Here is a 23,669-nt window from a genome sequence, read left to right on the forward strand (position 1 = left end):
TGGTACCTCGCTGATGATTGATCGCTGCGGTGTTAGGCGTCATAATGACGTTTGTTAAAACGTTAATATGACGTCGAATTCACCATTTTGATGATCAACACGCGCCACCTTTGTTTCCTTGCGACTGTGTCTTTGGTCATGCTCGCCGAAAACGCTATTGCTCAAACTCACTGCAACGAGGCTCACGGGGAAGTGACACATTTCTCGTGCGCCATCACCGGCACCAAGAAGGTTGCGTCGCTTTGCGGTGGCGGCTATGGCGATTCGGAATCGGTTCAGTACCGTTTTGGCAGGGTCGGGATGCCAGAATTTGTGTATCCAACCTCTGGCAAAGAATCCTTGAAGAAGTTCGAAGGCCACTATTTCAACAAGTATTCTTACGTCTCTTACTTGTTTATAAATAATAAAGCGCTTTACGAAATAGAGCTATCTGAGAGTTATCCCAAAGTATTGGGTGTGATTAGAGTTGAGGTTGACAATAAAAGGCACGAGCTTCAATGTGCCAAGGCGGTTAGTCGCGACTATTGGGATAGCTTAATTGAACTGAGTCCTCGGACGTTTCATTACACAGGGGATGGTAAAGACAGCTTTTTATACCAGTACAATAACGTCATCAAAAAAAAGAAGGGCTAACAATTCCGTTGAGCGGACTGGCCGATGCGGTGCAGTTCATTAGATGTAGAAATTTCCGGGCGGCCATCCGCTCACCTCCACGTTAGGAATTGCATGTCCCCGTCTGTGTATACCAAAGTAGCAAGTCGCTGGTATCCCCATCGCGGGTGGCTGGCTTTTGCATTGGCGCTCGGAATTGTGGCGGTTTTTGCGACTGCTGCGCTCGGCTCGCTTCGCATTAGCGGCGTCATCGCTGGTCCGGTTGTTGGCCTACCGTGGGCCTTGCTTTGCGCTTGCGCTTGGTTTCACCCCGAGCGTGGAAGAATGCAGCCCGGCTATAGATTTTTCGGAAGAATTCCTGCTTCGCTTCAAACAGGTCTGCGTTGGTATGCGGCGTTCTTCTTATCGGCATTTGTCTTGGTTGTGGCGATCGTCATGCCGGCCATTTCTCTTTCATGGCTGCAGTAAATCCTAATCCTCACCTCCCGCGGACGCCTTACGGCGGGCGTTGCCCGCCTCCGCGCGCCGCTAAGCAATCACGTTAGAGCGCAATAAATCCATGCCAATTCAAGTCACCGCTGAAGAAGAGATTTCCGTTGGCATCTGTTCCATTGTGGAGGGGGCAGCGCCAGAGAGCCATTACGTTGCAGTCTTCGAAGATGATGGGGATACGGGCTACTTCTATGCTCTCGATCCATCGTTTGACGGCAACCCGATTCAAGACGCAGTCCACATTTACAACGTCTCGAACGTTACTGATCGAGCCAAGCCTTCCGTCGTCAAAATTGGCTGGTCTGTCGATTCAAGGAAAGCCGTTTTGCTTATCAATAGTTATCCGCATGCTATCTTCGACTTCGAAGCGAAGAGAGCCTTTTGTAGAACTGGCTTTCCACCTCCAGCATCCACAGGCCTTTGTGCTTGCGGGAGTCATGAGTGGAGCGAAGCTGCACTTCAGTTGTTCGCATGATGCGCTCCAACCCTTCCATCGAGAGAATGCTTTCCGGCCTACGGGCTCCAAGCACTCTCACGTCACACGTTAGAGATCGCCAATGGCATACGATTTGGTAGTTGGCCGAGGGAGCAAGGTCAAAGACGCTGCACATATAGTGGGTGGGATTGAGTTCGGCGAACTTCCAGCCATATTGCGTCTGCTTGAGCGGGTCGATTCATCATTTGTTCGACGAATTTCGAATCTTTTCGAGGATCAGGCTTTTTCTGTGGCAGAGATTGAACAAGTACTTCCGCAATTGCTCCCTCTGCTCACGTTAAACTTGCGTCCTGATGAAGAAGCCTTATTACATAAGCTGATCTCGGTATTGTCATACGCAAAATGGAAACAACTTGGCCTGTACGGGATTGCAGACTAATCTCTAACATTGCAGTCAACTGGACTCTCTCCACGCTGCGCTTTCCGGCAGCCAGCTACTTTGAACGTTTTGCCGTATGCATCTGATCACAAACAACGCATCTTCGTTGCGCCGCTGGTGTCAAAGCATTTTCCTGGACCGCACATGGTCAGGAGCAAGGGCGGCGTATGCGGAATAAGGAAATGATTCATCCGGGCATCGTAGTTCGCCAGTTCTCTGAGACGGAGGCGAACCGGCTTGCCGACGATTGGCTGGAGGTATTCGGCAAGAACCGGCAAGGTGCCAACACAAAGGCATACCTCTGGCATGTCTTCAGCGCCGCTCGCTATCCGAATATTGCCGGCGCTGAAGCAATTCAGCAATACGAGCAGCAGGCCGGCATGGAGTTCGTCGTCCTGTCGAACGATCGCAAACTGGCTTTTGTCACCGATTTGCTCCCCAAGTCATCGTCGCTTAGTGATTACTATGTGTTCCCGCCAAACTTCGCGTGGACCATGGCATTCACGCATGAAGACGGCTGGCTGGGACCGTACTTTGCGCGCCATCCTGACTTTGCCAAGCTGGACGCTGAAAATCAATTCAAGGTAGAGAAGCGGCGCCAGGCCGAGGCCGCGCGCCGGAAGGGATGGGCCTAAGGGCCGCTGATCGAAGCGAGCTTACGCGTTGGTCCCCGGCAGCGCCGGCTCGCCAAAAATAGCCTTGTAAGCGGCGTATACCGAGCATTGGATGACCATGACGAGTACCATCAGTGACGATTGCAGCACCGCCATGCCCAGTAGGGTCTTGCCGAGCAGGAGCAGCACCACATTAGTCAGCAGCATCACAATCGCCACCCAGCACAGGAAATACAGCAGGAAGGCACGCAGCGCTCGCCAGACAGCAAAGAAACTGAAGAACAGCGCTTTGCCGACACGCATTTGCTGCCAGAAGATCAGCGGTGCTGCGAACAGCATCGCCATGCTGATCGGCAGCGACAGCAGGAAGATCACAAACATGGCCCAGCCGAAGTTGCCGTTGGCTGCCGCGGCCGCGGCTGCAGCATCCGGCTTGGCCTGCTGCTCCGCCAACTGGCGCATCGTGTCCATGCCGACTACGGACGCAAACAGCATGGCCAGCAAGGCCAGCACCAGAACGAACAGCGCGCCCAGTCCGGCCAAGCGCGGGAAGATCGGTTTCTGGAAGACCGGGCGCAGCATTTCCGGCGTCAGGCTTTGCTTGCGGTCGGCGGCGGCGCAGGCCTGCACGAAGACTGCGGTGAATACCGGCGCCAGGATCATTGGCAGCCATTGCCCCAGCAAGGGAATAATCCCCAGCACCACACCCGCCACCAAGTAGGCCAGCATCAATAGCATCAGCCCACCGGGCTGTTTGCGGAAGATGGCGAAGCCTTCGCGAATCCAGGCGACGCCTGCGCTGGCGGGGATGTTACTCATTTAATACAACTCCGGGGCCGGAACGGCAATGCGTGTGCGCAGGATGCGCTCAAAGTGGGTCGGGTCGTGCGGCGTCAGCATTTCGGCGGCGCGCGGCAAATAAAAATCGTACAGGCGCGATATCCAGAAGCGCAATGCGCCGGCTCGCAGCAGGGCCGGCCATAGCGAATGCTCGGTGGCGGTGAATGGCCGCACTGCGTGGTAGGCATCGAGCATGGCGCGCACGCGTGCTTCGTCGAGGGCGCCGGTCGCCAGGTCGATGCACCAGTCGTTGACGGTCACTGCGACGTCGAACAGCCAGCTATCGCAGCCGGCGAAGTAGAAATCGAAGAAACCGGTCAGGCGCTCGCCGTCGAACATCACGTTGTCGCGGAACAGGTCGGCGTGCACCGGGCCGCGCTGCAGGGCAAGGTAGTCGTCGGACGCGTGCAGCGCTTCCTGGAATTTCATTTCGTCGTGCAGCAGGTGGGCCTGCTCCAGCGCCAGGTGCGGCAGCACGGCGGCGGTGGCTTCGCGCCACCATGGCAGGCCGCGCAGGTTGGGTTGCTGCAGGGCGAAGTCCTGGCCAGCCAGGTGCATGCGCGCCAGCATGGCGCCGACGGCGGCGCAGTGCACCGGTTGCGGCGCCATTTGCGGCTTGCCTTCCAGCTTGGAGACGATGGCGGCCGGCTTGCCGTGCAGCGGCACGCAAAGCTCGCCCTGGTCGTTGGGGACGGGCGCCGGCACCAGCACGCCGTGATCGGCCAGGTGGCGCATCAGCTGCAGGTAGAACGGAAGCTGCTCGAAGCTGAGGTTTTCAAAAATCGTGAGCACGAACTCGCCGCGCTCGGTAGTCAGGAAAAAATTGCTGTTCTCGATGCCGGATGCGATGCCTTTCAGCGCAACGGCTTTGCCAAGGGGGAATTGCTTGATCCAATGGCCGACATCTTCCAGTGAGACCGGGGTAAAAACTGCCATGAGAAACCAGGTTAAGTGTTCGTACGGGGCGCGCGCTTACTTGGTCGGCGCGGCCGGCTGGGCTGGCGGTGGAGGTGGCGGCGGGCCGTCTTCCTTCTCCGCTTCCTCGGCAGAGCGTTTCTTCTTCTTGCTGAGGAGGTCGAACTCCAGCACAGTCCACTGCGGGCCACGGTTGGCCGAGCCGGCTGCATCGCCGGGCAGTGCGCTGCCAGCCGGGGTATTCGGCTTGACGGTATACGTGCTTCCGCCGCTCTTGACCTTGGCTTCGGTCACGCGGCCACCTTCGCGCTTTTCCACAATCTTGGTTTCCCGGCCCGGCTTGGCCGTGACGGTGACCGGATTGTCCACTTCCTCGATGCGTTCCAGTTGCTGCGGCTGGGGCGGGGCAGACTGCGCCAGGGCGCCGGACGCCAGCAGGACTAGGGGGAGGGCAAGCCAGGAAGTGTGGGCGCGCATGATGGGATTTCGTTCAATTTATTGGTTTGACCATTGTATCAAATGCCCTCCTGTCCCGTTGTAAAACTCTGCGATAATGGAATATTGAGATTTACACCACTCCCCCCGCTATGCAAAAGACCCTGTTGCTGGTCGATGGTTCCAGCTACCTGTACCGTGCCTTCCATGCCTTGCCTGACCTGCGCAGTGCCGAAGGCTATCCAACCGGCGCCATGCACGGCATGGTCAATATGCTGCGCCGCCTGCGCGCCGATTTCCCGGCTGCCTACATTGCCTGCGTCTTCGATGCCAAGGGCAAGACTTTCCGGGATGATATGTATCCCGACTATAAGGCGACGCGGGCGCCGATGCCGGACGACCTGCGCCTGCAGATCGAGCCTATCCACGAGGCGGTGCGCGCCATGGGCTGGCCGATCCTGATGGTGGAGGGGGTGGAAGCGGACGACGTGATCGGCACCCTGTCGGTGCAGGCCGAGCAGGCTGGCCTGGACGTGGTGATTTCCACCGGCGACAAGGACCTGGCCCAGCTGGTGACGCCGAAAGTCACGCTGATCAACACCATGACCAACGAAAAGCTGGACGAGGCGGGCGTGCTGGCCAAGTTCGGCGTGCCGCCGAACCGCATCATTGATTACTTGACCCTGATCGGCGATACGGTCGACAACGTTCCAGGCGTGGCGAAATGCGGCCCGAAAACTGCGCTGAAGTGGCTGCAGGAGTACGACAGCCTGGCCGGCATCATGGAAAACGCCGACAAGATCGGCGGGGTGGTGGGCGGCAACCTGCGTTCCGCGCTGGAGTGGCTGCCGAAGGGCCGCGAACTGATTACCGTGAAAACGGACTGCGACCTGTCGGCGCACATGATGTCGATTTCCGAATCGCTGGGCGCCAAGGATGAAGACCGCGAGCAGTTGGTCGCTTTCTTCACCAAGTACGGCTTCAAGACCCTGCTGCGTGAACTTTCGGGCCTGACCCCGGCCGCACCGGCGCCGGGCAGTGCGGCAGCCGCAGCGCCGGCACCGGGCGCCACGGCCGACCTGTTTGCAGCGCCGCCGGCCACCATCAGCTACGAGACGGTGCTGACCGAGGAGCAGTTCGATGCATGGCTGGCGCGCATCGATGCCGCCCCGCTTACTGCGCTCGATACCGAAACCACGTCACTGGAGCCGATGCTGGCCGAGATGGTCGGCATTTCCCTGTCCACCGAGCCTGGCATCGCCTGCTACATCCCGCTGGCACACCGTTACCCGGACGCGCCGCAGCAACTGCAGCGCGACTGGGTGCTGTCCAGGCTCAAGCCCTGGCTGGAAGATGGCAGCAAGCCGAAGCTGGGCCAGAACCTGAAGTACGACGCGCACGTCTTCGCCAACCACGGCGTGACCTTGCGCGGCATCGTGCACGATACGCTGCTGCAGTCCTACGTGTTCGAGTCGCACCGCACCCACGACATGGACAGCCTGGCGCTGCGTCACCTGAACCACAAGACCATCGCTTATGAAGAAGTGTGCGGCAAGGGCGCCAGCCAGATCGGCTTCGACCAGGTTGAAATCGGCCGCGCCACCGAGTACGCGGCGGAAGATGCTGACATCACCTTGCGCCTGCACCTGGCCATGCACGGCCAGGTCTCCGGCGACGAAGGCCTGACCCGCATCTACAACACCATCGAGCTGCCGACCGCCGTGGTGCTGCAAAAGATCGAGCGCAATGGCGTGCTGATTGACGCCGGCCTGCTGGCGACCCAGTCCAACGAGCTGGGCGCGCGCATCCTGGAGCTGGAACAGAAGGCCTACGAACTGGCTGGGCAGCCGTTCAACCTCGGCTCGCCCAAGCAGATCGGCGAGATCTTCTTCACCAAGCTGGAACTGCCAGTGGTGAAAAAGACCCCGAGCGGGGCGCCATCGACCGATGAGGAAGTGCTGCAAAAGCTGGCGGAAGACTATCCGCTGCCGAAAGTGCTACTGGAATACCGCGGCATGGCCAAGCTCAAGTCGACCTATACCGACAAGCTGCCAAAGATGATCAACAGGCTCACCGGCCGCGTGCACACCAATTACGCGCAGGCGGTGGCGATCACAGGCCGCCTGGCGTCCAACGATCCCAACCTGCAGAACATTCCGGTGCGTACCGCCGAAGGCCGCCGCATCCGCGAAGCATTCATCGCCCCGCCCGGTGCGCATATCGTGTCGGCCGACTATTCGCAGATCGAGCTGCGCATCATGGCCCATATTTCAGGCGATGAAGCGATGCTGCGCGCCTTCCACGAAGGCGAAGACATCCACCGCGCAACCGCTGCCGAGATCTTCGGCGTGGCGCCAGCCGACGTGCAGCCGGAGCAGCGCCGTTACGCCAAGGTGATCAATTTCGGCCTGATCTACGGCATGAGCGCCTTCGGCCTGGCGGCAAACCTTGGCATCGACCGCACCGCCGCGCAGAACTACATCGACCGCTATTTTGCCCGCTTTGCCGGCGTCAAGCGCTACATGGACGAAACCCGCGCCGAAGCCAAGGCGCAAGGTTATGTGCAGACTGTGTTCGGTCGCCGTTTGTGGCTGCCGGAGATCAATTCGCCAAATGGTCCGCGCCGCCAGGGCGCCGAACGCGCGGCGATCAATGCGCCGATGCAGGGTACGGCAGCGGACTTGATCAAGCTGGCCATGATCGCGGTGCAGGACTGGATCGAGCGCGAAGGCCTGGCGACCAAGATGATCATGCAGGTGCACGACGAGCTGGTGCTGGAAGTGCCGGATGCCGAACTCGCGCTGGTCAAGGACATGCTGCCGAAGCTGATGTCGGGCGTGGCCGATCTCAAGGTGCCACTGGTGGCGGAAGTGGGCGTTGGCTGCAACTGGGAAGAAGCGCACTGATCCGGCGTTCATTACCGCCCTCGAGCCGTTGTTTCGCCAATGGCTCGCTCGCGGAGACTCTGGCACAGTATCCAGAGGCGCGCCGCATTCCGCGAGCGGCGACTGACAGAATTTGGCAATCGACTTGACAATTTTTGTCACATGAAGCTGCTGCAAATGTCATCCAATCAATTTTTTCGAAAATTAGAACGCGTGCAGGATTTGCAGAACGACGCCAACGCGCTGATTATTAAGGCCGCCCTGGCTTGGCCAAGGCGGGATACCTGGCGCTGGCGCCGGACTTGTTCGTGCGCCAGGGCGACGCAAGCCGTGAGCAATCCATCGCTGACCTGATGGCTAACATCGTCCGCAAGACCCCTGATTCTGACGTGATGGGTGACCTGGACGTCGTAGCGGAGTGGGCGCACACTAACGGCGGCGATGCCGGCCGCCCGGGTATCACCGGCTTTTGCTACGGCGGTCGCATCACCTGGCTGTACAGCCATCACAACCCGCAAGTCAAAGCCGGCGTCGCCTGGCATGGTCGCCCGGTGGGGGAGCGCACTGCCGCCTGGCCCGCGCTGCCGGTCGACATTGCGCCGGCCCTGAAAGTGCCGGTACTGGGGCTGTACGGCGGCAAGGACCGGGGCATCACGCTTGACTCGTTGGAGCAGATGCGCGCCGCCGTGGCGCAAGGAAGCAGCAAATCAACCATTCACGTCTATCCCGATGCCCGCACGGCTTCAACGCAGACTACCGCCCGGAATACCGTCCGCACGCGGCACAGGATGGTTGGCAGCGTGCGCTGGCCTGGTTCCAGGCCCATGGCGTGGCCTAAGTTAGCGAAAAATGCTGCAGGGCGGTAAAATGCCCGGTTTGCACGCGAAGGAAGCACCATCGACCCCGTCCTGACCTCCATCCTGCTGGCCACCACGATTGCCGGCGTTGCCAGTATCACGGCAGCGGCGGTGTTTTCGTTCGCCCTGCTGTCGAAGGTGGTCGAGAAGATGGTCAGCCTGTCGGTCGGCATCATGCTGTCCACCTCCCTGCTGCACGCGCTGCCGGAAGCCTTTGAATCGGGCACCGACCCGCGCCACCTGTTCGGCGCGTTGCTGGCCGGCCTGCTGGCTTTCTTCCTGCTGGAAAAACTGGCCATCCTGCGCCACTCGCACCACCACGAGCATGACGGCCACCATCACCACCACGGCCACGACAAGGCGGAGGCCGGCCGTGCCGGCTGGATGATCCTGCTGGGCGACGGCATGCACAATTTCACCGATGGCATCCTGATCGCGGCAGCCTTCCTGGCCAACCCGCAGCTTGGCATCGTCACCGGCGTGGCCATCATCGCCCACGAAATTCCGCAGGAAATCGGCGACTTTATCGTACTGCTCAATGCCGGCTTCTCGCGCACCCGGGCCTATGTCTACAACCTGCTGTGCAGCCTGTTGTCCGTCGCCGGCGGCGTGCTCGGCTACTACACCCTGGACAAAGCGACCAACCTGATTCCCTACGTGCTGGTGTTTGCTTCGTCGGGTTTCATCTATATCGCGGTCAGCGATTTGATGCCGCAAATGCAACGCCGCGCAACCATGCGCGAAACCATTCCCCAAGTTTTCTTAATTGCAATTGGTGTTGTAATTGTGCTTTTCCTGACCGCCGGCGCGCACAATACGCACTGACTTGTTACGTGCGGGCATCATTTTTGCTACGCTACGGGGGATAGGAGATCCATCATGCTCGAAACTTCGACCGAACACCACACTGCAGATGCCCTGATGGCCGCTTTCCAGCGCGGCGCCGGGGTACAGCCGAACTGGCAACTCACGCCAGAATTCATGGAAATGCTGGGAAAACTGGTCGGCACGTCGATCAGCGGTGCGCATAGCCTGCTGCTGAATCGCGCAGAGCTCAAACGCAATATCCACGCCGACGCCACAGTCGTCGTCGTGCGCAACAACAATCCCCTGAAATTCCTGCCTGACAGCCAGGCTGCCAAGACCCAGATGCTGCGCAAGAAAATGCCGGGCTTCATGGGCCCGGTGGAAGCGCTGGAAGATGCCTTTGCCGACCTCTCCACCCACCAGGCCTGCGTGAAAGCGGGCATGGAAGGCGCCGTCGCGGAAGCGCTGGCTCGCCTGGCGCCGAAAGCGGTCGAGGAGCAGCAGAAGCGCAGCGTGCTGGGCACGGTGCTGCCGATAGCGCGCAAGGCGGCCCTGTGGGATAGCTACCGCGCCAGGCATGCAGACCTGGCCAAGGCGTGCGAGTCCAACTTCAACGGTACGCTGGGCGATGCTTTCCTGAGTGCCTACGAGCGTCGCCTGGACGAGCTGGAATAAGGGAGTCAGCCATGGCCGATATGCCCCAGCGCATTGCGCTCAGTGTCGCGGAGGTTTCTTCCGTCGGCGGACGTGCATCCAACCAGGATGCCATTGGCCGTGCCGAGCGCGGTGAACTGGCGTGCTTCGTCGTTTCCGACGGCGCGGGCGGCCATGAGGGCGGCGAAATCGCTTCCCAGATCGTGGTGCAGGCGGTCTTGTCCAACTTCGGCGCGCGGCCCGACTTCAGCGCCGATGCCACGCCGGCCATGGTGGCCGAAGCGGCTATCGCGGTGGCCCGCAGCAAGCGGGAACGCCCGGCGCTGCAGGGGATGAGCGCCACGGTGGCGCTGGCGCTGGTCGATCGTGCCGGCGCCCAGGCTACGTGGGCGCATATGGGCGACACCCGCATCTACCTGTTCCGCCGCGGGCGCCTGCTGCATGCCACGCGCGACCACAGCATGGTGCAGCAGATGATCGACGCCGGCCTGGCCGCTGGCGCCGATCCGCGCAGCCATCCCAAGCGCAATGTGCTGTATGCTGCCATTGGCACTGAAAACGAAGTGCAGCCGTCCGTGATGCCGCCGATGGCGCTGCGCGCGGGCGACGCGATCCTGATCTGCACCGACGGCCTGTGGGAATGGGTCGCCGAGCCGCAGATGGAGTTGTTGCTGGCGAAAGCGGGCAGCGCGCAGGAATGGCTGTCCGCCATCTGCACCCTGGCCGACGAGCGCGCGGGCCTGGTGCATAAGGCCCGCGATAATTTCAGCGCGCAGGCAATTTTTATCGGTGAAGCTCCATGAACAAAGCAGTCGAACTGCCTAACAGCCTGCCAATCGGCACCCGCGTCGCGGAATTCGAGATCCGCGAAGTGATCGGGGAAGGCGGTTTCGGCATCGTCTACCTCGCCTTCGACCACTCGCTGCAACGCACGGTGGCAATCAAGGAATACATGCCGTCGGCGTTGGCCTCGCGCGCCAACGATCATACGGTGACGGTGCGCTCCAAGCGCCATGCGGAAGCATTCGAGGCCGGCCTGCGCAGCTTCATCAACGAGGCGCGCCTGCTGGCGCAATTCGACCACCCGGCGCTGGTCAAGGTGTACCGCTTCTGGGAATCGAATGGCACGGCCTACATGGCCATGCGCTATTACGAAGGGCGCACTTTCAAGGCGGTGATTCGCGACAATCCGGAGCTGGTGAACGAAGCCTGGCTCAAGCGACTGCTGCAGCCGGTGCTGGGCGCACTGGAAGCGCTGTATGCAGCCAAGATCCTGCACCGCGACGTTTCGCCGGAAAACATCATGATCCAGCCGGATGGCCAGCCGGTGCTGCTCGACTTCGGCGCGGCGCGCCAGATCGTGCAGGACATGGCACAGTCGCTGACCGTGATCCTGAAGCCGGGCTTTGCGCCGGTTGAACAGTATGCCGACGACGAATCGATGCGCCAGGGCCCGTGGACCGATATCTACTCTCTGTCGGCAGTAATGTACGCCGCCATCACCGGCAAGGCGCCGCCGGCAGCAGTGGCGCGCATGCTGAACGATCCGATCGAGCCGCTGGCGATCAGCGGGCGCGAAGGCTACAGCAACCAGTTCCTGGAAGCGATCGACCGCGGCATGGCCGTGCGTCCGGAAATCCGGCCGCAATCGATCGCCGAATTTTCCTCGCTGCTTGGTTTTGACGCTGCTGCGCCGGCGGCGGCGCCCGCCGCCGAGGGCAGCAATGCAGCTGTCGCAGCCGACGCCGCTGCCGACGGCGCCAATGCCAGCGCCGCCGGCGACGCCAGCGCAGCGCCGGAGAGTGCGCCGCGCCGCCATCGTTCGCGCTCGGCCCGCAATGCGGAGAAAGGCGGGCCGGCAGCGAGCGAAGCCAGCGCCAGTTCGAGGCCGAGCGCCAGTTCGCCGTTCGACTCCGGTTCGCGCTCGAGCCGCAACAAAACCAGCAGCAAATCGGGCAGCAAGTCGGGCCGGCAGGCAATGCCGGTCGCACGCAGCTCGCGTCCGTCGAACAATATGATTGCCGGTGGCCTTGTCGTGCTGGCTTTGCTGGTTGGCGGCATTTCGTGGCTGGCCGACGGCAGCCCGGTCAAGCCGGCCGCGCCGGAAGTAGCCAGCGCCCAGGTGCCGGCCGCTGGCAGTGCCAGCAGCGAAGCGCCGGCCAGCGCAGCATCGGCCAGCGCGATTGCCGCTGCCAGCACACCGCCTGCCGAGCCCCTCGCAGTTGCCGGCAGCAGCAGCAATGCATCGTCGACCTCCGGCGCCGCGCCTGTCGCGGCACAGGCGGCATCGGCCGGCGCAGCGCCAGGCGCCGCAGCCGCGAGCGCAGAAGCTGCCGCGCCGACTACCGGCACGCTCAGCATCGCTGTGCAGCCCTGGGCTACAATCTATGTCGACGGCGTCCAGAAAGGCATCACACCGCCTTTGAAGAAACTGACGCTGCCGCTGGGCGAGCACGAAGTGCGCCTCGAGAACCCCAACTTCCCAGCCTATGTCCAGAAAGTCAACGTGGACGCCAGGAAGCCGGTCACCATCAAGCATGACTTTGTACAATGAAGAATAAGATTTTCCTGATCGCCGCCGCACTGATGCTGGCCGGCTGCGAATCCCTCGGGCCACTGCACGACAAGCCGGCGCACCCGCCTGCGACGGCCAAGGAAGCGGCGCCGGCGCCGGTCAAGAAGGCCAGCCCGCCCCCTCCGCCAGCGGAGCCTGAAGTGCCCGATGCGCGCAAGGCGCTCAACGCGGGCATCGAGATGTACAAGGCCGGCAATTTCAACGGCGCGATCAAGCAGCTCACGGGGCCGGAACTGGCCAATGCAGAAAAGCCGCTGCAGGTGGAAGCGCTCAAGTACACCGCCTTCAGCTACTGCGTCACCAACCGCGCCACGCTGTGCCGCCAGCAGTTCGCCAAAGCCTTCAAGCTGGACAAGTCCTTCGACCTGAGCCCGGGCGAAAAAGGCCATCCCCTGTGGACGCCTTCTTTCGAACGCGCCCGCAAGGAAGCCGCAAAAAAAAAGTAGCTGCTAATGAACGACGTGCAATGACGGGGTGTGACGCAGCAAGTTCATGATCTCTTCATCCCGGAAGCCATTCTGCTTCAGGAAGATCCAGGCATGGATGCTGCCCGCCTCCACGTTGATGCGCATCGCAATCTGGACGATGTCCCGGGTCTCGAATTGCGTGGCCGCCAGTTCTGTTCTGATTTTCATATGTTTGCTCTCGCAACAAGTTCGTTCTGCCCGACGAACTCCCAAGTCCATAGTCACACTTTCCCATTCAAATTACCAACGAAAAGCGAACTGGTGCGGCACGCACGCCACGTTGTAATACACTTGTCACAATCTTTTTCTAGGCTGGCATCATGATCTGGACAATGCTGAATACCTGGTACGCCCAGCGCCTCATGCAGCGCTCGCGGCACGGCAAGGCCCTCAAGGAACTACCGCCTGGCCTTTACAATTACTGGAAAGGCAGCGCAAATCTCGAATACCATGGCATCCCGAGGGATGCCGTTTTTTTTGCCCGATCCGCGATCGGCCTGCTCGACTTTTTCGAATGCGCCGCGCAGGGCGGGAAGCCATGCGCCTTGCCATCCAAGGCCGCCGACTCGGTCTGGCATGCCTGGCTGCGCCTATCCCCGCTCAAGCTGGAAACGTTCTGCCGCAAGCACTTTGGCCGCGTGGTGCCGCACGTGGAAGCTTCTGCCATGGGCGGCAACCTGGATGAAGCGCTGGCGGTCTGCCTGGTCAGGGCACGCCATGCGGAAGGACTGAACCGCGAAGGACCGCGGCTACCGTCGCTCTTCCTGTTGGACAAGAAGCTGAAAATGCCGCTTGGCTATGGCTACTCGGTCCAGCACGGACAGCCGGGTTACAGCCAGCTCGACGCGCGAGGCCGGTTCGACCCAAACATCAGCTGTCCCCCGCAGATGGCTGCCGCCGGCTTGCTGACTGCGGGCCTGATCACGACCGCACAGTTCAACGACTTCGAGCAACGCGCCCGGCAGCAGGCTACGAACAGCAGTGACAGCAGCGGCAGCAGTTGCGGTTCCGGCTGCGGCAGTTCGGTCGACTGCAGCGATGCCTCAAGTACCAGTTGCGACAGCGGAGGGAGCAGTTGCGGCAGCAGTTGTGGCAGCAGCTGCGGCGGAGGCGGCGACTAACGCTACGCTCGAGCCGTCGGATTTCAGGCGGGGCCGGTGGCGACGGGGCGGGTGCTGTCGGCGCACCATTCGGACCAGGAGCCCGGGTACAGCGCGGCACCTGGCAGGCCGGCGATTTCCAGTGCGAGCAGGTTGTGGCAGGCGGTGACGCCGGAGCCGCATTGCATCACGGCGCTGGCCGGCGCGCCGACAGTCGGCGCCAGTTCCTGTTTCAGCACTGCGGGCTCTTTGAAGCGGCCGTCGGCTTGCAGGTTGTCCTTGAAGAAGCGGTTGCGCGCGCCAGGGATATGGCCGCCTACCGGGTCGATCGTTTCGTTCTCGCCGCGGAAGCGGTCGTTGGCGCGGGCGTCGACGACTTGCAGGCGTTTCGCGTCGAGATTGTCAAGCAGCTCGCCTACCGTTACCGTGCGCACCAGGGGGGCCTTGTCGGCGAGCTTGCCGCGCGGGCGCTCGGTGCTCGTCGTCACCAGGGACTGGCCGGCGGCGCTCCACGCTGCCAGGCCGCCATCGAGCACCGCTACCGCGCCATGCCCGACCCAGCGCAGCAGCCACCACAGGCGCGCTGCGTACATGCCGCCGTGTGCGTCGTAGGCGACGACTTGCGTGTCGTCGTTGATGCCCCAGCGGCGCAGGGTTTCCAGCAGCGTTGCGCGTTCCGGCAGCGGATGGCGGCCGCGGAATACGCCGTCGGCGTCCTTCTTGGGGCCCGACAGGTCGGTGTCGATATTGGCGAATTGGGCGTTCTGGATATGGCCTTCGGCGAAGGCATCGCGGCCGAATGCGGGATTCATCAGGTCGTGACGGCAGTCGAGGATGACCCATTGCCGGTCGTCCAGGTGCTGCGCAAGGGTGTTGGCGTCAATCAGGGTGGTATGCATGCAGTTTCCTTCAGTGTCGCTGGCGATGCTGGCGACTATAGCAGCTTAGCTGCGCGCATGACAGCGCGTGGCGTCGCCTGTTCAGACTTCACTGGCAATCGGGTCGGTTTCGGAAATGGCCTTGCCGCGATCCGTGCTGCGCGTGTTGTAGAACGTCGCGGCCACGCCGGACAGCAGGATGATCGCCATGCCTACCCAGCTTAACCAGCCGAAGCTGTCGCTGAACAGCACGACGCCCCAGATGCTGGAGAACACAATCCCGGTGTACTGCAGGTTGGCTACCACCAGCGTCTTGCCGAGGCGGTAGGCGCGCGTCATTGCCACTTGCGCGGCGGTGGCGCACAGGCCCACGCCCAGTATCAGCAGGACGCTGCGCGAGTTGTCCAGCGGGTGCCAATGCCAGCCGCTCTCCAGCACATGTCCAGCAAAGCCGGCGAAGAAGTTCGTGACGCTGAAGAAGAACACCACGCGCGATTCGGGTTCGCCGGCCAGGCCCAGCTTGCGCACCTGCATATACGCCATGGCCGACAGCACGGAGGAGCCGAGCGCCATCAGGGCCGGGCCGAACTGGTTGGCGTCAAAGGCCGGTTGCAGCAGGCAGGTGACGCCGACAAAGCTCATGCCGACCGCCAGGATCAGCGGCCATTCGACGCGGTTTTTCTGGTGCCACCAGCCATGGCCGAACAGCCACACGGCGATCCAGATCGGCGCCATGTAATTGAGCGTCATGGCCGTGGCCAGGGGGAGCTTGGCGATGGTGTAGTACCAGATCCAGAGCGAGAGCACGCCGACTGCGCCGCGCCAGAGGTGGGCCAGCGGCATGGTGGTCTTGAGGGTGCCGCCTTGCAGGCGCAGCATGGTGAACAGGATGACCATGCCGATGATCCCGCGGTACATCACCATTTCGGATACGCTGAATTCGTCGGACGCCAGTTTCACGCACACCCCCATGGCGGCGAACAGGAAACTGGCAACTAACATCCAGAGTGATTGCATCAGATGTCCAGTTTGCTCCGGTACCATTCATGGAAGTGCTGCATGCCGTCTTCCATCGGCGATTGGTAAGGGCCGGCGTCGTTTTCGCCGCGTTCCATCAGGATCTTGCGGCCGGCGTCCATGCGGGCGCCGATTTCATCGTCCTCGACGCAGGTTTCCATGTAGGCTGCGCGTTCGGCTTCGATGAATTCGCGTTCGAACAGCACGATTTCTTCCGGATAGTAGAACTCCACCACGTTGCGGGTGCGGTTCGGGCCTTCCGGCCACAGGGTCGACACCACCAGCACGTGCGGGTACCACTCGACCATGATGTTCGGGTACAGGGTGAGCCAGATCGCGCCGTGCTTCGGCGCTTCGCCGTTGCGGAACTTGAGCAGCTGCTCGTGCCATTTCTGGTAGGTATCCGAGCCGGACTTCTTCAGGCCGCGGTTCACGCCTACAGTCTGCACGCTGTAGTCCTGGCCGAATTCCCAGCGCAGGTCGTCGCAGGTGACGAAGCTGCCCAGGCCGGGGTGGAACGGCTCGACGTGGTAGTCCTCCAGGTAGACCTCGATGAAGGTCTTCCAGTTGTAGTCGCAGTGGTGCACTTCCACGTGGTCCAGCATGTAGCCGCTGAAGTCCAGGTCCTTGGTGACCGACAGGGCGCCCAGCTTGTCCATCACGTTGTAGCCGTTTTGCTCGAACAGCAGGCCGTTCCAGTTCTGCAGCCTGGCTTTCGGCAGGTTCAGGCATGGGGTGTCCGGGAAATGCGGTGCGCCAATCAGCTCGCCCTTCAGGTCGTAGGTCCAACGGTGCAGCGGGCAGACGATGGTGTCGGCATTGCCGCGGCCATTGAACATCAGCGCCTGGCGGTGGCGGCAAACATTGGACAGCAGTTCGATGCCGTTGGCATTGCGGACCAGCATGCGGCCTTCATTTTCAGCCGCCAGCGTGGCAAAGTCGCCGATATTCGGCACCATCAGCTCGTGGCCGACGTAACGCGGGCCTTTCTTGAACAGTTCCTGCATTTCTCGCTGCAGCAGCGTTTCGTCAAAATAGACGTTGACCGGAAGTTGCGCGTTCGAACGCGCCAGCTTGGCGTGGCTACCCAGATCGGACATCCAAACCCCCCTTAATTAAATATCAAACCAAGAAGAGAAAGATCCGTAAAGACCTGAATTCAGATAATAAAAACGGTATTTCGGACAGAACCGGAGATTATAGCGTGAAACAGGCTATCTTCGCTGAACTTTCTGGGGCGGGGCGCCCGGCAGGCGGCGTGAATGTAATTGCAACGTTTCCGCCTTGTTTAGAGGCCGCTTTTTAGACCGAAGCGAGGAGTTTGTTCTAAAATAGCGGGCTACACTAGTGTTATATAGCTTTATGCCCAAGAAAATGAATGCGCCCGCCACCTTTGAGGAAGCGATGGCCGAACTGGCCCAGCTGGTCAGCCAGATGGAAGCCGGCCAACTGCCGCTGGAGGCTTCGGTGGCCGCCTACGCGCGCGGCTCCGAACTGGTGAAATTCTGCGCCGGCCAGCTCGACAAGGTCGAAGCCCAGGTCAAGGTGCTGGAAGGCGATATGCTCAAGCCTTTCGCCGAAGGCGAGGAGGCAGCCCAATGAGCGCATCGTTCCAGGACTGGATGAAGACCATCCAGGCCGGCATGGAGCAGGACCTGTCGTCCTACCTGCCTGCCGAGGATGTCGTTCCGACCAAGCTGCATGCCGCCATGCGCTATGCCGTGCTCGATGGCGGCAAGCGCGTGCGCCCGCTACTGGTGCATGCGGCCGGCGCCTTGTTCGGCGCCGATGCGCAGGCCCTGAGCCGCGCCGCCGCCGCCTTGGAAATGATCCACGCGTATTCGCTGGTGCACGACGACATGCCCTGCATGGACGACGACGCGCTGCGCCGCGGCAAGCCGACGGTGCACGTGGCGTATGACGAAGCCACTGCGCTGCTGGTGGGCGATGCGCTGCAGGCGCAAGCCTTCGGCGTGCTGGCCGGCGTCGAGTCGGTGCCGCCGCAACGCCTGGTCGGCATGCTGCGCCTGCTGGCCGACGCTGCCGGTTCAGCTGGCATGTGCGGCGGCCAGGCCATCGACCTCGATAGCGTGGGCATCAGCCTGACGCTGGAACAGCTCGAGCGCATGCACCAGCTGAAGACTGGCGCGCTGCTGCGTGCCTCGGTCGTGCTGGGCGCGATGGCTGGGAAGGACTTGACGGATGCCGAGCTGGCGGCCTTGCACGATTATTCGCGCGCCATCGGCCTGGCATTCCAGGTGGTGGACGATGTGCTCGACGCGACGGCCGATTCGGCCACATTGGGCAAGACGGCGGGCAAGGATGCGGCGGACAACAAGCCGACTTACGTATCCATCCTCGGCCTGGAACCATCGATCGCCCTGGCGGAAAAACTGCGGCAGGATGCGCACGCTGCGCTGGCGCCGTTCGGAGAACAAGCTCTGCGCCTGCGTGAACTCGCAGACCTGATCGTGCAGAGGAAAGCCTAAAATGAAACTGCTTGAAACCATCAATAACCCGGCCGACCTGCGCAAGCTGGGTCGCCACCAGCTTACGCCGCTGGCCGAAGAACTGCGCAGCTTCCTGCTCGATTCCGTGTCCAAGACCGGCGGACACCTGTCGTCCAACCTGGGCACGGTGGAACTGACCGTCGCGCTGCACTACGTGTTCAACACGCCGCAGGACCGCATCGTGTGGGACGTGGGCCACCAGACCTATTCGCACAAGATCCTGACCGGCCGCCGCGACCAGTTCCATACGCTGCGCCAGTTGAACGGCATTTCCGGCTTCCCGCGCCGTGTGGAATCGGAATACGACACCTTCGGCACCGCGCACTCGTCGACCTCGATTTCCGCCGCGCTGGGCATGGCCCTGGGCGCCAAGATCAAGGGCGAGCACCGCCACGCGATCGCCGTGATCGGCGATGGTTCGATGACCGCCGGCATGGCGTTCGAGGCGTTGAATAACGCCGGCGTGGAAAAGGATTGCAACCTGCTGGTGATCCTGAACGACAACGACATGTCGATCTCGCCCCCGGTCGGTGCACTGAACCGCTACCTGGCACGCCTGATGTCGGGCCAGTTCTATGCAGCAGCCAAGAACGTCGGCAAGTCCGTGCTGCCAGGCCCGCTGCTGGAAGTGGCCAAGCGCCTGGAAGAACACGCCAAAGGCATGGTGGTACCTGCCACCATGTTCGAAGAGCTGGGCTTCAACTACATCGGCCCGATCGACGGCCATGACCTCGATTCCCTGATCCCGACGCTGCAGAACATCAAGCAGCTCAAGGGCCCGCAGTTCCTGCACGTGGTGACGCGCAAGGGCCAGGGCTACAAGCTGGCCGAGGCCGAGCCTATCCTGTACCACGGCACGCCGAAATTCAATCCGGCCGAAGGCATCAAGCCTGCGCTGGCGCCGTCCAAGAAAACCTATACCGAAGTGTTCGGCGACTGGCTGTGCGACATGGCCAAGGCCGACAAGCGCCTGGTGGCGATTACGCCGGCCATGCGCGAGGGCTCGGGCATGGTGCGCTACGAGAAAGAGCACCCGGACCGCTACTTCGACGTCGGCATCGCCGAGCAGCACTCGGTGACCTTCGGCGCTGGCCTGGCCTGCGAAGGCTTGAAGCCGGTGGTGGCGATCTACTCGACCTTCCTGCAACGCGCCTACGACCAGTTGATCCACGACGTGGCGCTGCAAGACCTCGACGTGACCTTTGCGCTGGACCGCGCGGGCCTGGTGGGGGCCGACGGCGCTACCCACGCCGGCAATTACGACCTGGCCTACCTGCGCTGCATCCCGAACATGGTGGTGATGGCGCCATCCGACGAGAACGAGTGCCGCCAGATGCTGACGACCGCCTACCGGCATCCTGGTCCTGCGGCCGTGCGTTATCCGCGCGGCGCAGGCATCGGCGCGACCATTGCCCAGGAACTGACGACGCTGCCGATCGGTAAAGGCGAAATTCGCCGCAAGGGCCAGAAGATCGCGATCCTGGCTTTTGGTTCGATGGTGGCCCCGGCCATGGGCGCGGCCGAACTGCTGAACGCCACCGTGGCCAATATGCGCTTCGTGAAGCCGCTGGACGTGGAACTGGTCAAGCAACTGGCGGCCGACCACGATTACCTGGTGACGGTGGAAGAGGGCTGCATCATGGGCGGCGCCGGCGCCGCCGTGGCCGAAGCCCTGGCGGCCCAAGGCATCATCAAGCCGCTCCAGATGCTCGGCCTGCCGGACAAGTTCATCGACCACGGCGACCCGGCCAAGCTGCTGGCGCTGGTGGGGCTGGATGCCGCCGGCATCGCGGCCTCGATCAAGGGCCGTTTCGGCGACGAACCGCGCCTGGTGGTCAACAACGGCTGATCACAAAGAAGGACTTTGTGCATGTACCGAGTCCTGTCCTTTCTGCGCCAAGGTGCGCGCCTATCCAAGGAGAACTGCAACCCGGCGCGCCGCGCCTTAGGGCAGGCGTGCCACGCGCAGCGTTGGGGCTTCCTTGTCGCGTGCATCAAGCGTGAAAGCGTAGCGGCCGGCGCTTTCCACGTTGAGGCGCAGGCGCTTGCCTTGTTTTGCCAGCGGCACGGCTACACCGTCCGCCAGCTGCTGTTCCGGCGCTGGCGCGCCAAGGCTGATTGCCGCCAGGCCGCGCGTGCCGACCTTGAATGAATGTGAGCCCTTGCCCAGGTCCAGTTCTGCGGCGTAGATGCCTTCCTCAACCCTGCGCAGCGGATTGCGCGAAGCCCAGTCGCTCATGGAGCCGGTTACGAACAGCGTTTGCAGCCAGGGGTTGGCTTTTTCTTCCGGCGTCAACTCCGGCGCGTAACGCAGCTCGATGCGGGCTTCGTTCGACCAATCGCTTTCTCCGATCGGCGAGCGGAAACTGAAGTCGCCGGTATCGAGCTTTTCGTGGCGTTCGCCGTCGATGATTTCGGCGCTTTCGAGCGGGCGCAGGCTGCGGAAGGCGAACCTTAGCTTCTTCTTGTCAAAGCTCATGTCGCACCAGTTGGTCGTCATGGTGACCGTGTTGACGAACAGCTTCATCATCAGGCCCATTTCCTTCTTGGCGATGGCGATCATCACCTGGCATTCCAGGCGAAGGTCCCCAAGGCGGCGCACGTTTTCCGGCAAGCCTGGCGTGCGGATGTCGGGATAGCCTTTCAGCACGCCTTTCTTGCGGTTCAGTATCAGGTCGGCGTCGTCGTCGATTGCCGATTGCACGCGCGGCACGGAGAAGGTGCCATCGTGCGCGATGGGGACCGGGATCGGTTCGCCGTTGCCTACGATGCGCAGGTAGAGTGCATCGCCGGCAGGCTGCTCCTGGCCCTCGCGCCCCGTCAGCCGGAAGCGCAGCTCCGGCACCGATGGCGCCAGCGCATGGTGCTCCTCGAATGCATCAAGGCCGGCCACGACGGCGCGGTAGGACTTCATGTCCGGATTCTTTACGCCCTGTACTTCGACGCTTGGAGTCGTCTCCTGGGCTGCCGCGCCGCCGGTCGCGAACGCGACTGCGATGGCAAAAACGTATTGTTGAAATTTTCGCATCTGTGCAGTCTAACAAAATTCCATCAAATCTTGTGCCCGCGGTGAGTGTCGCCTAAATTGATATAAATAGTTTATTCCAATCGTGGGAGTGAAATGCGCTATCTCCTGCTCGTACTGCTGGTCTTGGCCTCGCAAGCCATGGCGCAGGTTCCCGAATCCGGCCGCTGGCAGGAGCTGCGCTTTCCCGCCGAAGAAGTCGAGCAACAGGCGGAGAGCCAGTATATCGAGCAGACGGTGTCGCTGGCTGCGGTTGGCCGGCTTGACCGCGACAAGGTCCTGCTGCTGCGCGTGAAGGGCATCGCCGATGGACTGGTGCGCGCAGCCAGCGCGCTAAGGCCCGCTGCTGCGGAATGGTCGTGGGAGGTCCACGTTACCGACGATCCGGCTGTGGAAGCCGAAAGCCAGGCCGGCGGAAAATTATTGGTCGGCAGCCTGTTTGTCGAACGCCTTCGGCTGAATGATGGCGAACTGGCGGTCCTGCTTGCGCATGAAATTGCGCACATCGTTGCGGAACACGAGCGCGAAACCCTGTCGGAGGCCCTGCTCGACAGCCGGCGCGATTTGCCGCTCGATGTGGTTCTGGAGCGGTTGGCCTCTGACGTTCCCCTGCAATTCCGCCTGTCCAAACTCGCCGCGATCCAGGAGCGGGAGGCTGACCAGCTTGGCATGCTGATCGCCTATCGCGCGGGCTGGCCATGCGCGGCCATGCTGACCTTTTACAGCAAGCTTGCTGCCGATTCCCCCGCCTTAACGGTGCTGGCCAGCCACCCCAGTGGCGCAACCCGTCTGAGCCTTGCCAAAGGCATGTCGCGCTTGCTTGGCGATTAATGCAGCGGCGCGTGCCATTTCGGCATAGCCTGCGTCGCTGGGGTGCAGGTGGTCGCCAGAGTCGAATTCGGGGCGCAGGCGGGATGGGTGCGCAGGGTCTTGCAGCAGGTGGTCGAAATCGATGATGGCGTCGAACTCACCGCTGTGGCGGATCCACTCATTGACTTCGCGGCGCACGCGGTCCTTGGCGGGCGAGTAGTGGCCGGCGTAGGGCGTGCCTTGCAGGGCGTCTTCGAAGGGCAGCAGCGTGCCGCCGACGATGCTCACTTGCCGGGCGTGTGCGGCGGCGATCAGCTTGCAGTAGCCGGCGACGATGGCGTCGGCCGTAACTGGCGGCTCGTTCGGGGCGAATGCGCTGCCAGGCCAGCCGATGTCGTTGATGCCTATCAGGACGATCACCGTGTCCACGCCCGGCTGCGACAGCACATCGCGCTCGAAGCGCGCTGCCGCCTTTTCGCCCATGCCATCGGACAGCAACCGGGCGCCGGAAATGCCGGCATTGAGCACGGCGACGCCCTCGGCGCGCTCGGCCAGCTGGTCGGGCCAGCGGAGGTTGCGGTCCGGTGTGGAGCCGTTGCCGTCGGTGATTGAATCTCCGAGAGCGACGACGGTGCGTCGCGCTGGGCCGGAGACTAGCACGGCACTCAGGAAGGTGCGGCCAGCCAGCGCTTGCGCGCCCGGCAGCTCGGCGGCGGTGGCCCAGTTGCCGGGCGCCGCGAACGCCGTTTGCTGCGCACCCCAGTGGAACGTCGTGAGCGGAGAGCGTTGCGGCAGCCAGGTGGAAATTGACAGGCGCTGGCGGGCGCCGACCGCCAGCGGGGCCGCGTCGCTAGTGACCGACTGCCCCGGCGCAATTGTCACGCTGCGTTGGCCGCCAAAGGTCAGTTGCACGCCTTCGTCATCCTGCTGCGACGAAGCTGCACTCGACGGTTCGTCGCGGGTCGGCGCCAGCCGCACTTCTCCGATCACTAGCGGTGCGCTGCCATAGCGGTTGGAATAACTCACGCGAACCTGCTCGCCGCCGACGCTGGTGCGCACGACCTCGCGCACTGTCTGCGCCTCCAGCGACGGCGGCATCAAGGTGGGCAAGGCGAATTCGGCGCCCCAGGCCGGCATCGGCGCGGCGTACCAGCTGGTGCGCCATTCGGCTGCATGGACGGCTGTTGCGGCCAGCAAGGCAGCCAGGGAAAAAGCAAGGCGTTTCATGTGGATTCTCCAGTCAGGTTCGGATGAAGCCATGCTCCTTTATTCCGATGTCGACTGGTAGTTGCGAAATTGGA

24 protein-coding genes and 1 pseudogene are annotated in these 23,669 nt (G+C 62.2%); 16 read left to right on the forward strand and 9 right to left on the reverse strand.

All coding sequences use genetic code 11. The features are described 5' to 3' along the window. The first annotated feature begins 90 nt into the window (after positions 1-90). The 4 genes from ACN9MZ_RS06780 to ACN9MZ_RS06795 all read left to right on the forward strand — a co-directional run bounded on the left by ACN9MZ_RS06780 (position 91) and on the right by ACN9MZ_RS06795 (position 2,614). Positions 91-633: a hypothetical protein gene (locus ACN9MZ_RS06780; protein ID WP_426341455.1), complete on the forward strand. Its 543-nt coding sequence runs from the start codon at positions 91-93 to the stop codon at positions 631-633. A 538-nt stretch (positions 634-1,171) separates the two neighbouring features. Then, positions 1,172-1,579 (forward strand): DUF2251 domain-containing protein, encoded by a 408-nt coding sequence (locus ACN9MZ_RS06785; RefSeq protein ID WP_426341456.1) that lies wholly within the window; start codon positions 1,172-1,174, stop codon positions 1,577-1,579. An 82-nt stretch (positions 1,580-1,661) separates the two neighbouring features. Continuing rightward, the gene (locus tag ACN9MZ_RS06790; protein WP_426341457.1) at positions 1,662-1,979 is read left to right on the forward strand and encodes a hypothetical protein; all 318 of its coding nucleotides are present in this window, start codon (positions 1,662-1,664) and stop codon (positions 1,977-1,979) included. A gap of 182 nt (positions 1,980-2,161) precedes the next feature. Continuing rightward, entirely contained in the window at positions 2,162-2,614 is a 453-nt protein-coding gene (locus ACN9MZ_RS06795; RefSeq protein ID WP_426341458.1) for a DUF4275 family protein, read from the forward strand. A gap of 21 nt (positions 2,615-2,635) precedes the next feature. Here the strand turns inward: ACN9MZ_RS06795 and ACN9MZ_RS06800 are convergent, their stop codons facing one another. Genes ACN9MZ_RS06800 through ACN9MZ_RS06810 form a run of 3 tightly spaced genes read right to left on the reverse strand, consistent with a single transcriptional unit; the run spans position 2,636 to position 4,825 of the window. Next, positions 2,636-3,412 (reverse strand): BPSS1780 family membrane protein, encoded by a 777-nt coding sequence (locus ACN9MZ_RS06800; RefSeq protein ID WP_426341459.1) that lies wholly within the window; start codon positions 3,410-3,412, stop codon positions 2,636-2,638. Next, on the reverse strand, positions 3,413-4,369 hold the full coding sequence (locus tag ACN9MZ_RS06805; protein ID WP_426341460.1) for a homoserine kinase: 957 nt from the start codon (positions 4,367-4,369) through the stop codon (positions 3,413-3,415). A gap of 36 nt (positions 4,370-4,405) precedes the next feature. Continuing rightward, the gene (locus ACN9MZ_RS06810) at positions 4,406-4,825 is read right to left on the reverse strand and encodes a hypothetical protein (protein WP_426169063.1); all 420 of its coding nucleotides are present in this window, start codon (positions 4,823-4,825) and stop codon (positions 4,406-4,408) included. A gap of 110 nt (positions 4,826-4,935) precedes the next feature. Between ACN9MZ_RS06810 and polA the strand changes: the two genes are divergently transcribed. From polA to ACN9MZ_RS06845, 7 genes and pseudogenes are all read left to right on the forward strand, one after another. After that, entirely contained in the window at positions 4,936-7,689 is a 2,754-nt protein-coding gene (polA, locus tag ACN9MZ_RS06815) for a DNA polymerase I (RefSeq protein ID WP_426341461.1), read from the forward strand. Positions 7,690-7,937: 248 nt separating this feature from the next. Next, positions 7,938-8,506 (forward strand): annotated as a pseudogene (locus ACN9MZ_RS06820) (dienelactone hydrolase family protein); the annotation flags it as partial. 130 nt (positions 8,507-8,636) lie between these two features. Next, entirely contained in the window at positions 8,637-9,350 is a 714-nt protein-coding gene (locus ACN9MZ_RS06825) for a ZIP family metal transporter (RefSeq protein WP_426341462.1), read from the forward strand. Between the two features lie 54 nt (positions 9,351-9,404). Next, positions 9,405-10,007, forward strand: a complete 603-nt coding sequence (gene tagH / locus ACN9MZ_RS06830; RefSeq protein ID WP_426341463.1) for a type VI secretion system-associated FHA domain protein TagH — start codon at positions 9,405-9,407, stop codon at positions 10,005-10,007. Positions 10,008-10,018: 11 nt separating this feature from the next. Further along, entirely contained in the window at positions 10,019-10,789 is a 771-nt protein-coding gene (locus tag ACN9MZ_RS06835) for a PP2C family protein-serine/threonine phosphatase (protein WP_426341464.1), read from the forward strand. Then, a complete protein-coding gene (locus ACN9MZ_RS06840) occupies positions 10,786-12,540 on the forward strand; it encodes a serine/threonine-protein kinase (protein WP_426341465.1) in 1,755 nt (584 codons plus the stop codon). The genes ACN9MZ_RS06835 and ACN9MZ_RS06840 overlap by 4 nt, the downstream gene beginning before the upstream one ends. Next, positions 12,537-13,007 carry a TssQ family T6SS-associated lipoprotein gene (locus ACN9MZ_RS06845; protein WP_426341466.1) on the forward strand — a complete coding sequence of 157 codons (471 nt, stop codon included), beginning with the start codon at positions 12,537-12,539 and terminating at the stop codon, positions 13,005-13,007. The genes ACN9MZ_RS06840 and ACN9MZ_RS06845 overlap by 4 nt, the downstream gene beginning before the upstream one ends. A gap of 3 nt (positions 13,008-13,010) precedes the next feature. Here ACN9MZ_RS06845 and ACN9MZ_RS06850 read toward each other — a convergent pair whose 3' ends face one another. Then, a complete protein-coding gene (locus ACN9MZ_RS06850) occupies positions 13,011-13,196 on the reverse strand; it encodes a hypothetical protein (RefSeq protein ID WP_426341467.1) in 186 nt (61 codons plus the stop codon). Positions 13,197-13,348: 152 nt separating this feature from the next. On the opposite strand from ACN9MZ_RS06850, the gene ACN9MZ_RS06855 reads away from it, so the two are divergent. Next, positions 13,349-14,149 (forward strand): hypothetical protein, encoded by an 801-nt coding sequence (locus ACN9MZ_RS06855; RefSeq protein ID WP_426341468.1) that lies wholly within the window; start codon positions 13,349-13,351, stop codon positions 14,147-14,149. A 23-nt stretch (positions 14,150-14,172) separates the two neighbouring features. On the opposite strand, the gene ACN9MZ_RS06860 is transcribed toward ACN9MZ_RS06855, so the two are convergent. The 3 genes from ACN9MZ_RS06860 to ACN9MZ_RS06870 form a co-directional block, all read right to left on the reverse strand. After that, a complete protein-coding gene (locus tag ACN9MZ_RS06860) occupies positions 14,173-15,027 on the reverse strand; it encodes a sulfurtransferase (protein ID WP_426341469.1) in 855 nt (284 codons plus the stop codon). A gap of 81 nt (positions 15,028-15,108) precedes the next feature. Continuing rightward, the gene (locus ACN9MZ_RS06865; RefSeq protein WP_426341470.1) at positions 15,109-16,023 is read right to left on the reverse strand and encodes a DMT family transporter; all 915 of its coding nucleotides are present in this window, start codon (positions 16,021-16,023) and stop codon (positions 15,109-15,111) included. Further along, positions 16,023-17,123, reverse strand: a complete 1,101-nt coding sequence (locus ACN9MZ_RS06870; RefSeq protein ID WP_426341471.1) for an aromatic ring-hydroxylating oxygenase subunit alpha — start codon at positions 17,121-17,123, stop codon at positions 16,023-16,025. Before ACN9MZ_RS06870 ends, ACN9MZ_RS06865 begins: the two co-directional genes overlap by 1 nt. 262 nt (positions 17,124-17,385) lie before the next feature. On the opposite strand from ACN9MZ_RS06870, the gene ACN9MZ_RS06875 reads away from it, so the two are divergent. The 3 genes from ACN9MZ_RS06875 to dxs are packed head-to-tail and all read left to right on the forward strand — an operon-like array spanning position 17,386 to position 20,382. Next, positions 17,386-17,625 carry an exodeoxyribonuclease VII small subunit gene (locus tag ACN9MZ_RS06875; protein WP_155455488.1) on the forward strand — a complete coding sequence of 80 codons (240 nt, stop codon included), beginning with the start codon at positions 17,386-17,388 and terminating at the stop codon, positions 17,623-17,625. Next, entirely contained in the window at positions 17,622-18,512 is an 891-nt protein-coding gene (locus ACN9MZ_RS06880) for a polyprenyl synthetase family protein (RefSeq protein ID WP_426341472.1), read from the forward strand. The genes ACN9MZ_RS06875 and ACN9MZ_RS06880 overlap by 4 nt, the downstream gene beginning before the upstream one ends. Before the next feature lies 1 nt (position 18,513). Then, the gene (gene dxs, locus ACN9MZ_RS06885) at positions 18,514-20,382 is read left to right on the forward strand and encodes a 1-deoxy-D-xylulose-5-phosphate synthase (RefSeq protein WP_426341473.1); all 1,869 of its coding nucleotides are present in this window, start codon (positions 18,514-18,516) and stop codon (positions 20,380-20,382) included. Positions 20,383-20,478: 96 nt separating this feature from the next. On the opposite strand, the gene ACN9MZ_RS06890 is transcribed toward dxs, so the two are convergent. Beyond that, positions 20,479-21,561, reverse strand: coding sequence for a hypothetical protein (locus tag ACN9MZ_RS06890; protein WP_426341474.1), 1,083 nt, complete (start codon positions 21,559-21,561; stop codon positions 20,479-20,481). A 93-nt stretch (positions 21,562-21,654) separates the two neighbouring features. On the opposite strand from ACN9MZ_RS06890, the gene ACN9MZ_RS06895 reads away from it, so the two are divergent. Continuing rightward, positions 21,655-22,389 carry a M48 family metalloprotease gene (locus ACN9MZ_RS06895; protein ID WP_426341475.1) on the forward strand — a complete coding sequence of 245 codons (735 nt, stop codon included), beginning with the start codon at positions 21,655-21,657 and terminating at the stop codon, positions 22,387-22,389. On the opposite strand, the gene ACN9MZ_RS06900 is transcribed toward ACN9MZ_RS06895, so the two are convergent. Next, a complete protein-coding gene (locus ACN9MZ_RS06900; RefSeq protein WP_426341476.1) occupies positions 22,309-23,595 on the reverse strand; it encodes an SGNH/GDSL hydrolase family protein in 1,287 nt (428 codons plus the stop codon). The genes ACN9MZ_RS06895 and ACN9MZ_RS06900 overlap by 81 nt on opposite strands. Positions 23,596-23,669 lie beyond the last annotated feature (74 nt).

This window comes from Pseudoduganella sp. S-14, from assembly GCF_049913285.1.
Taxonomy (GTDB): domain Bacteria; phylum Pseudomonadota; class Gammaproteobacteria; order Burkholderiales; family Burkholderiaceae_D; genus Rugamonas.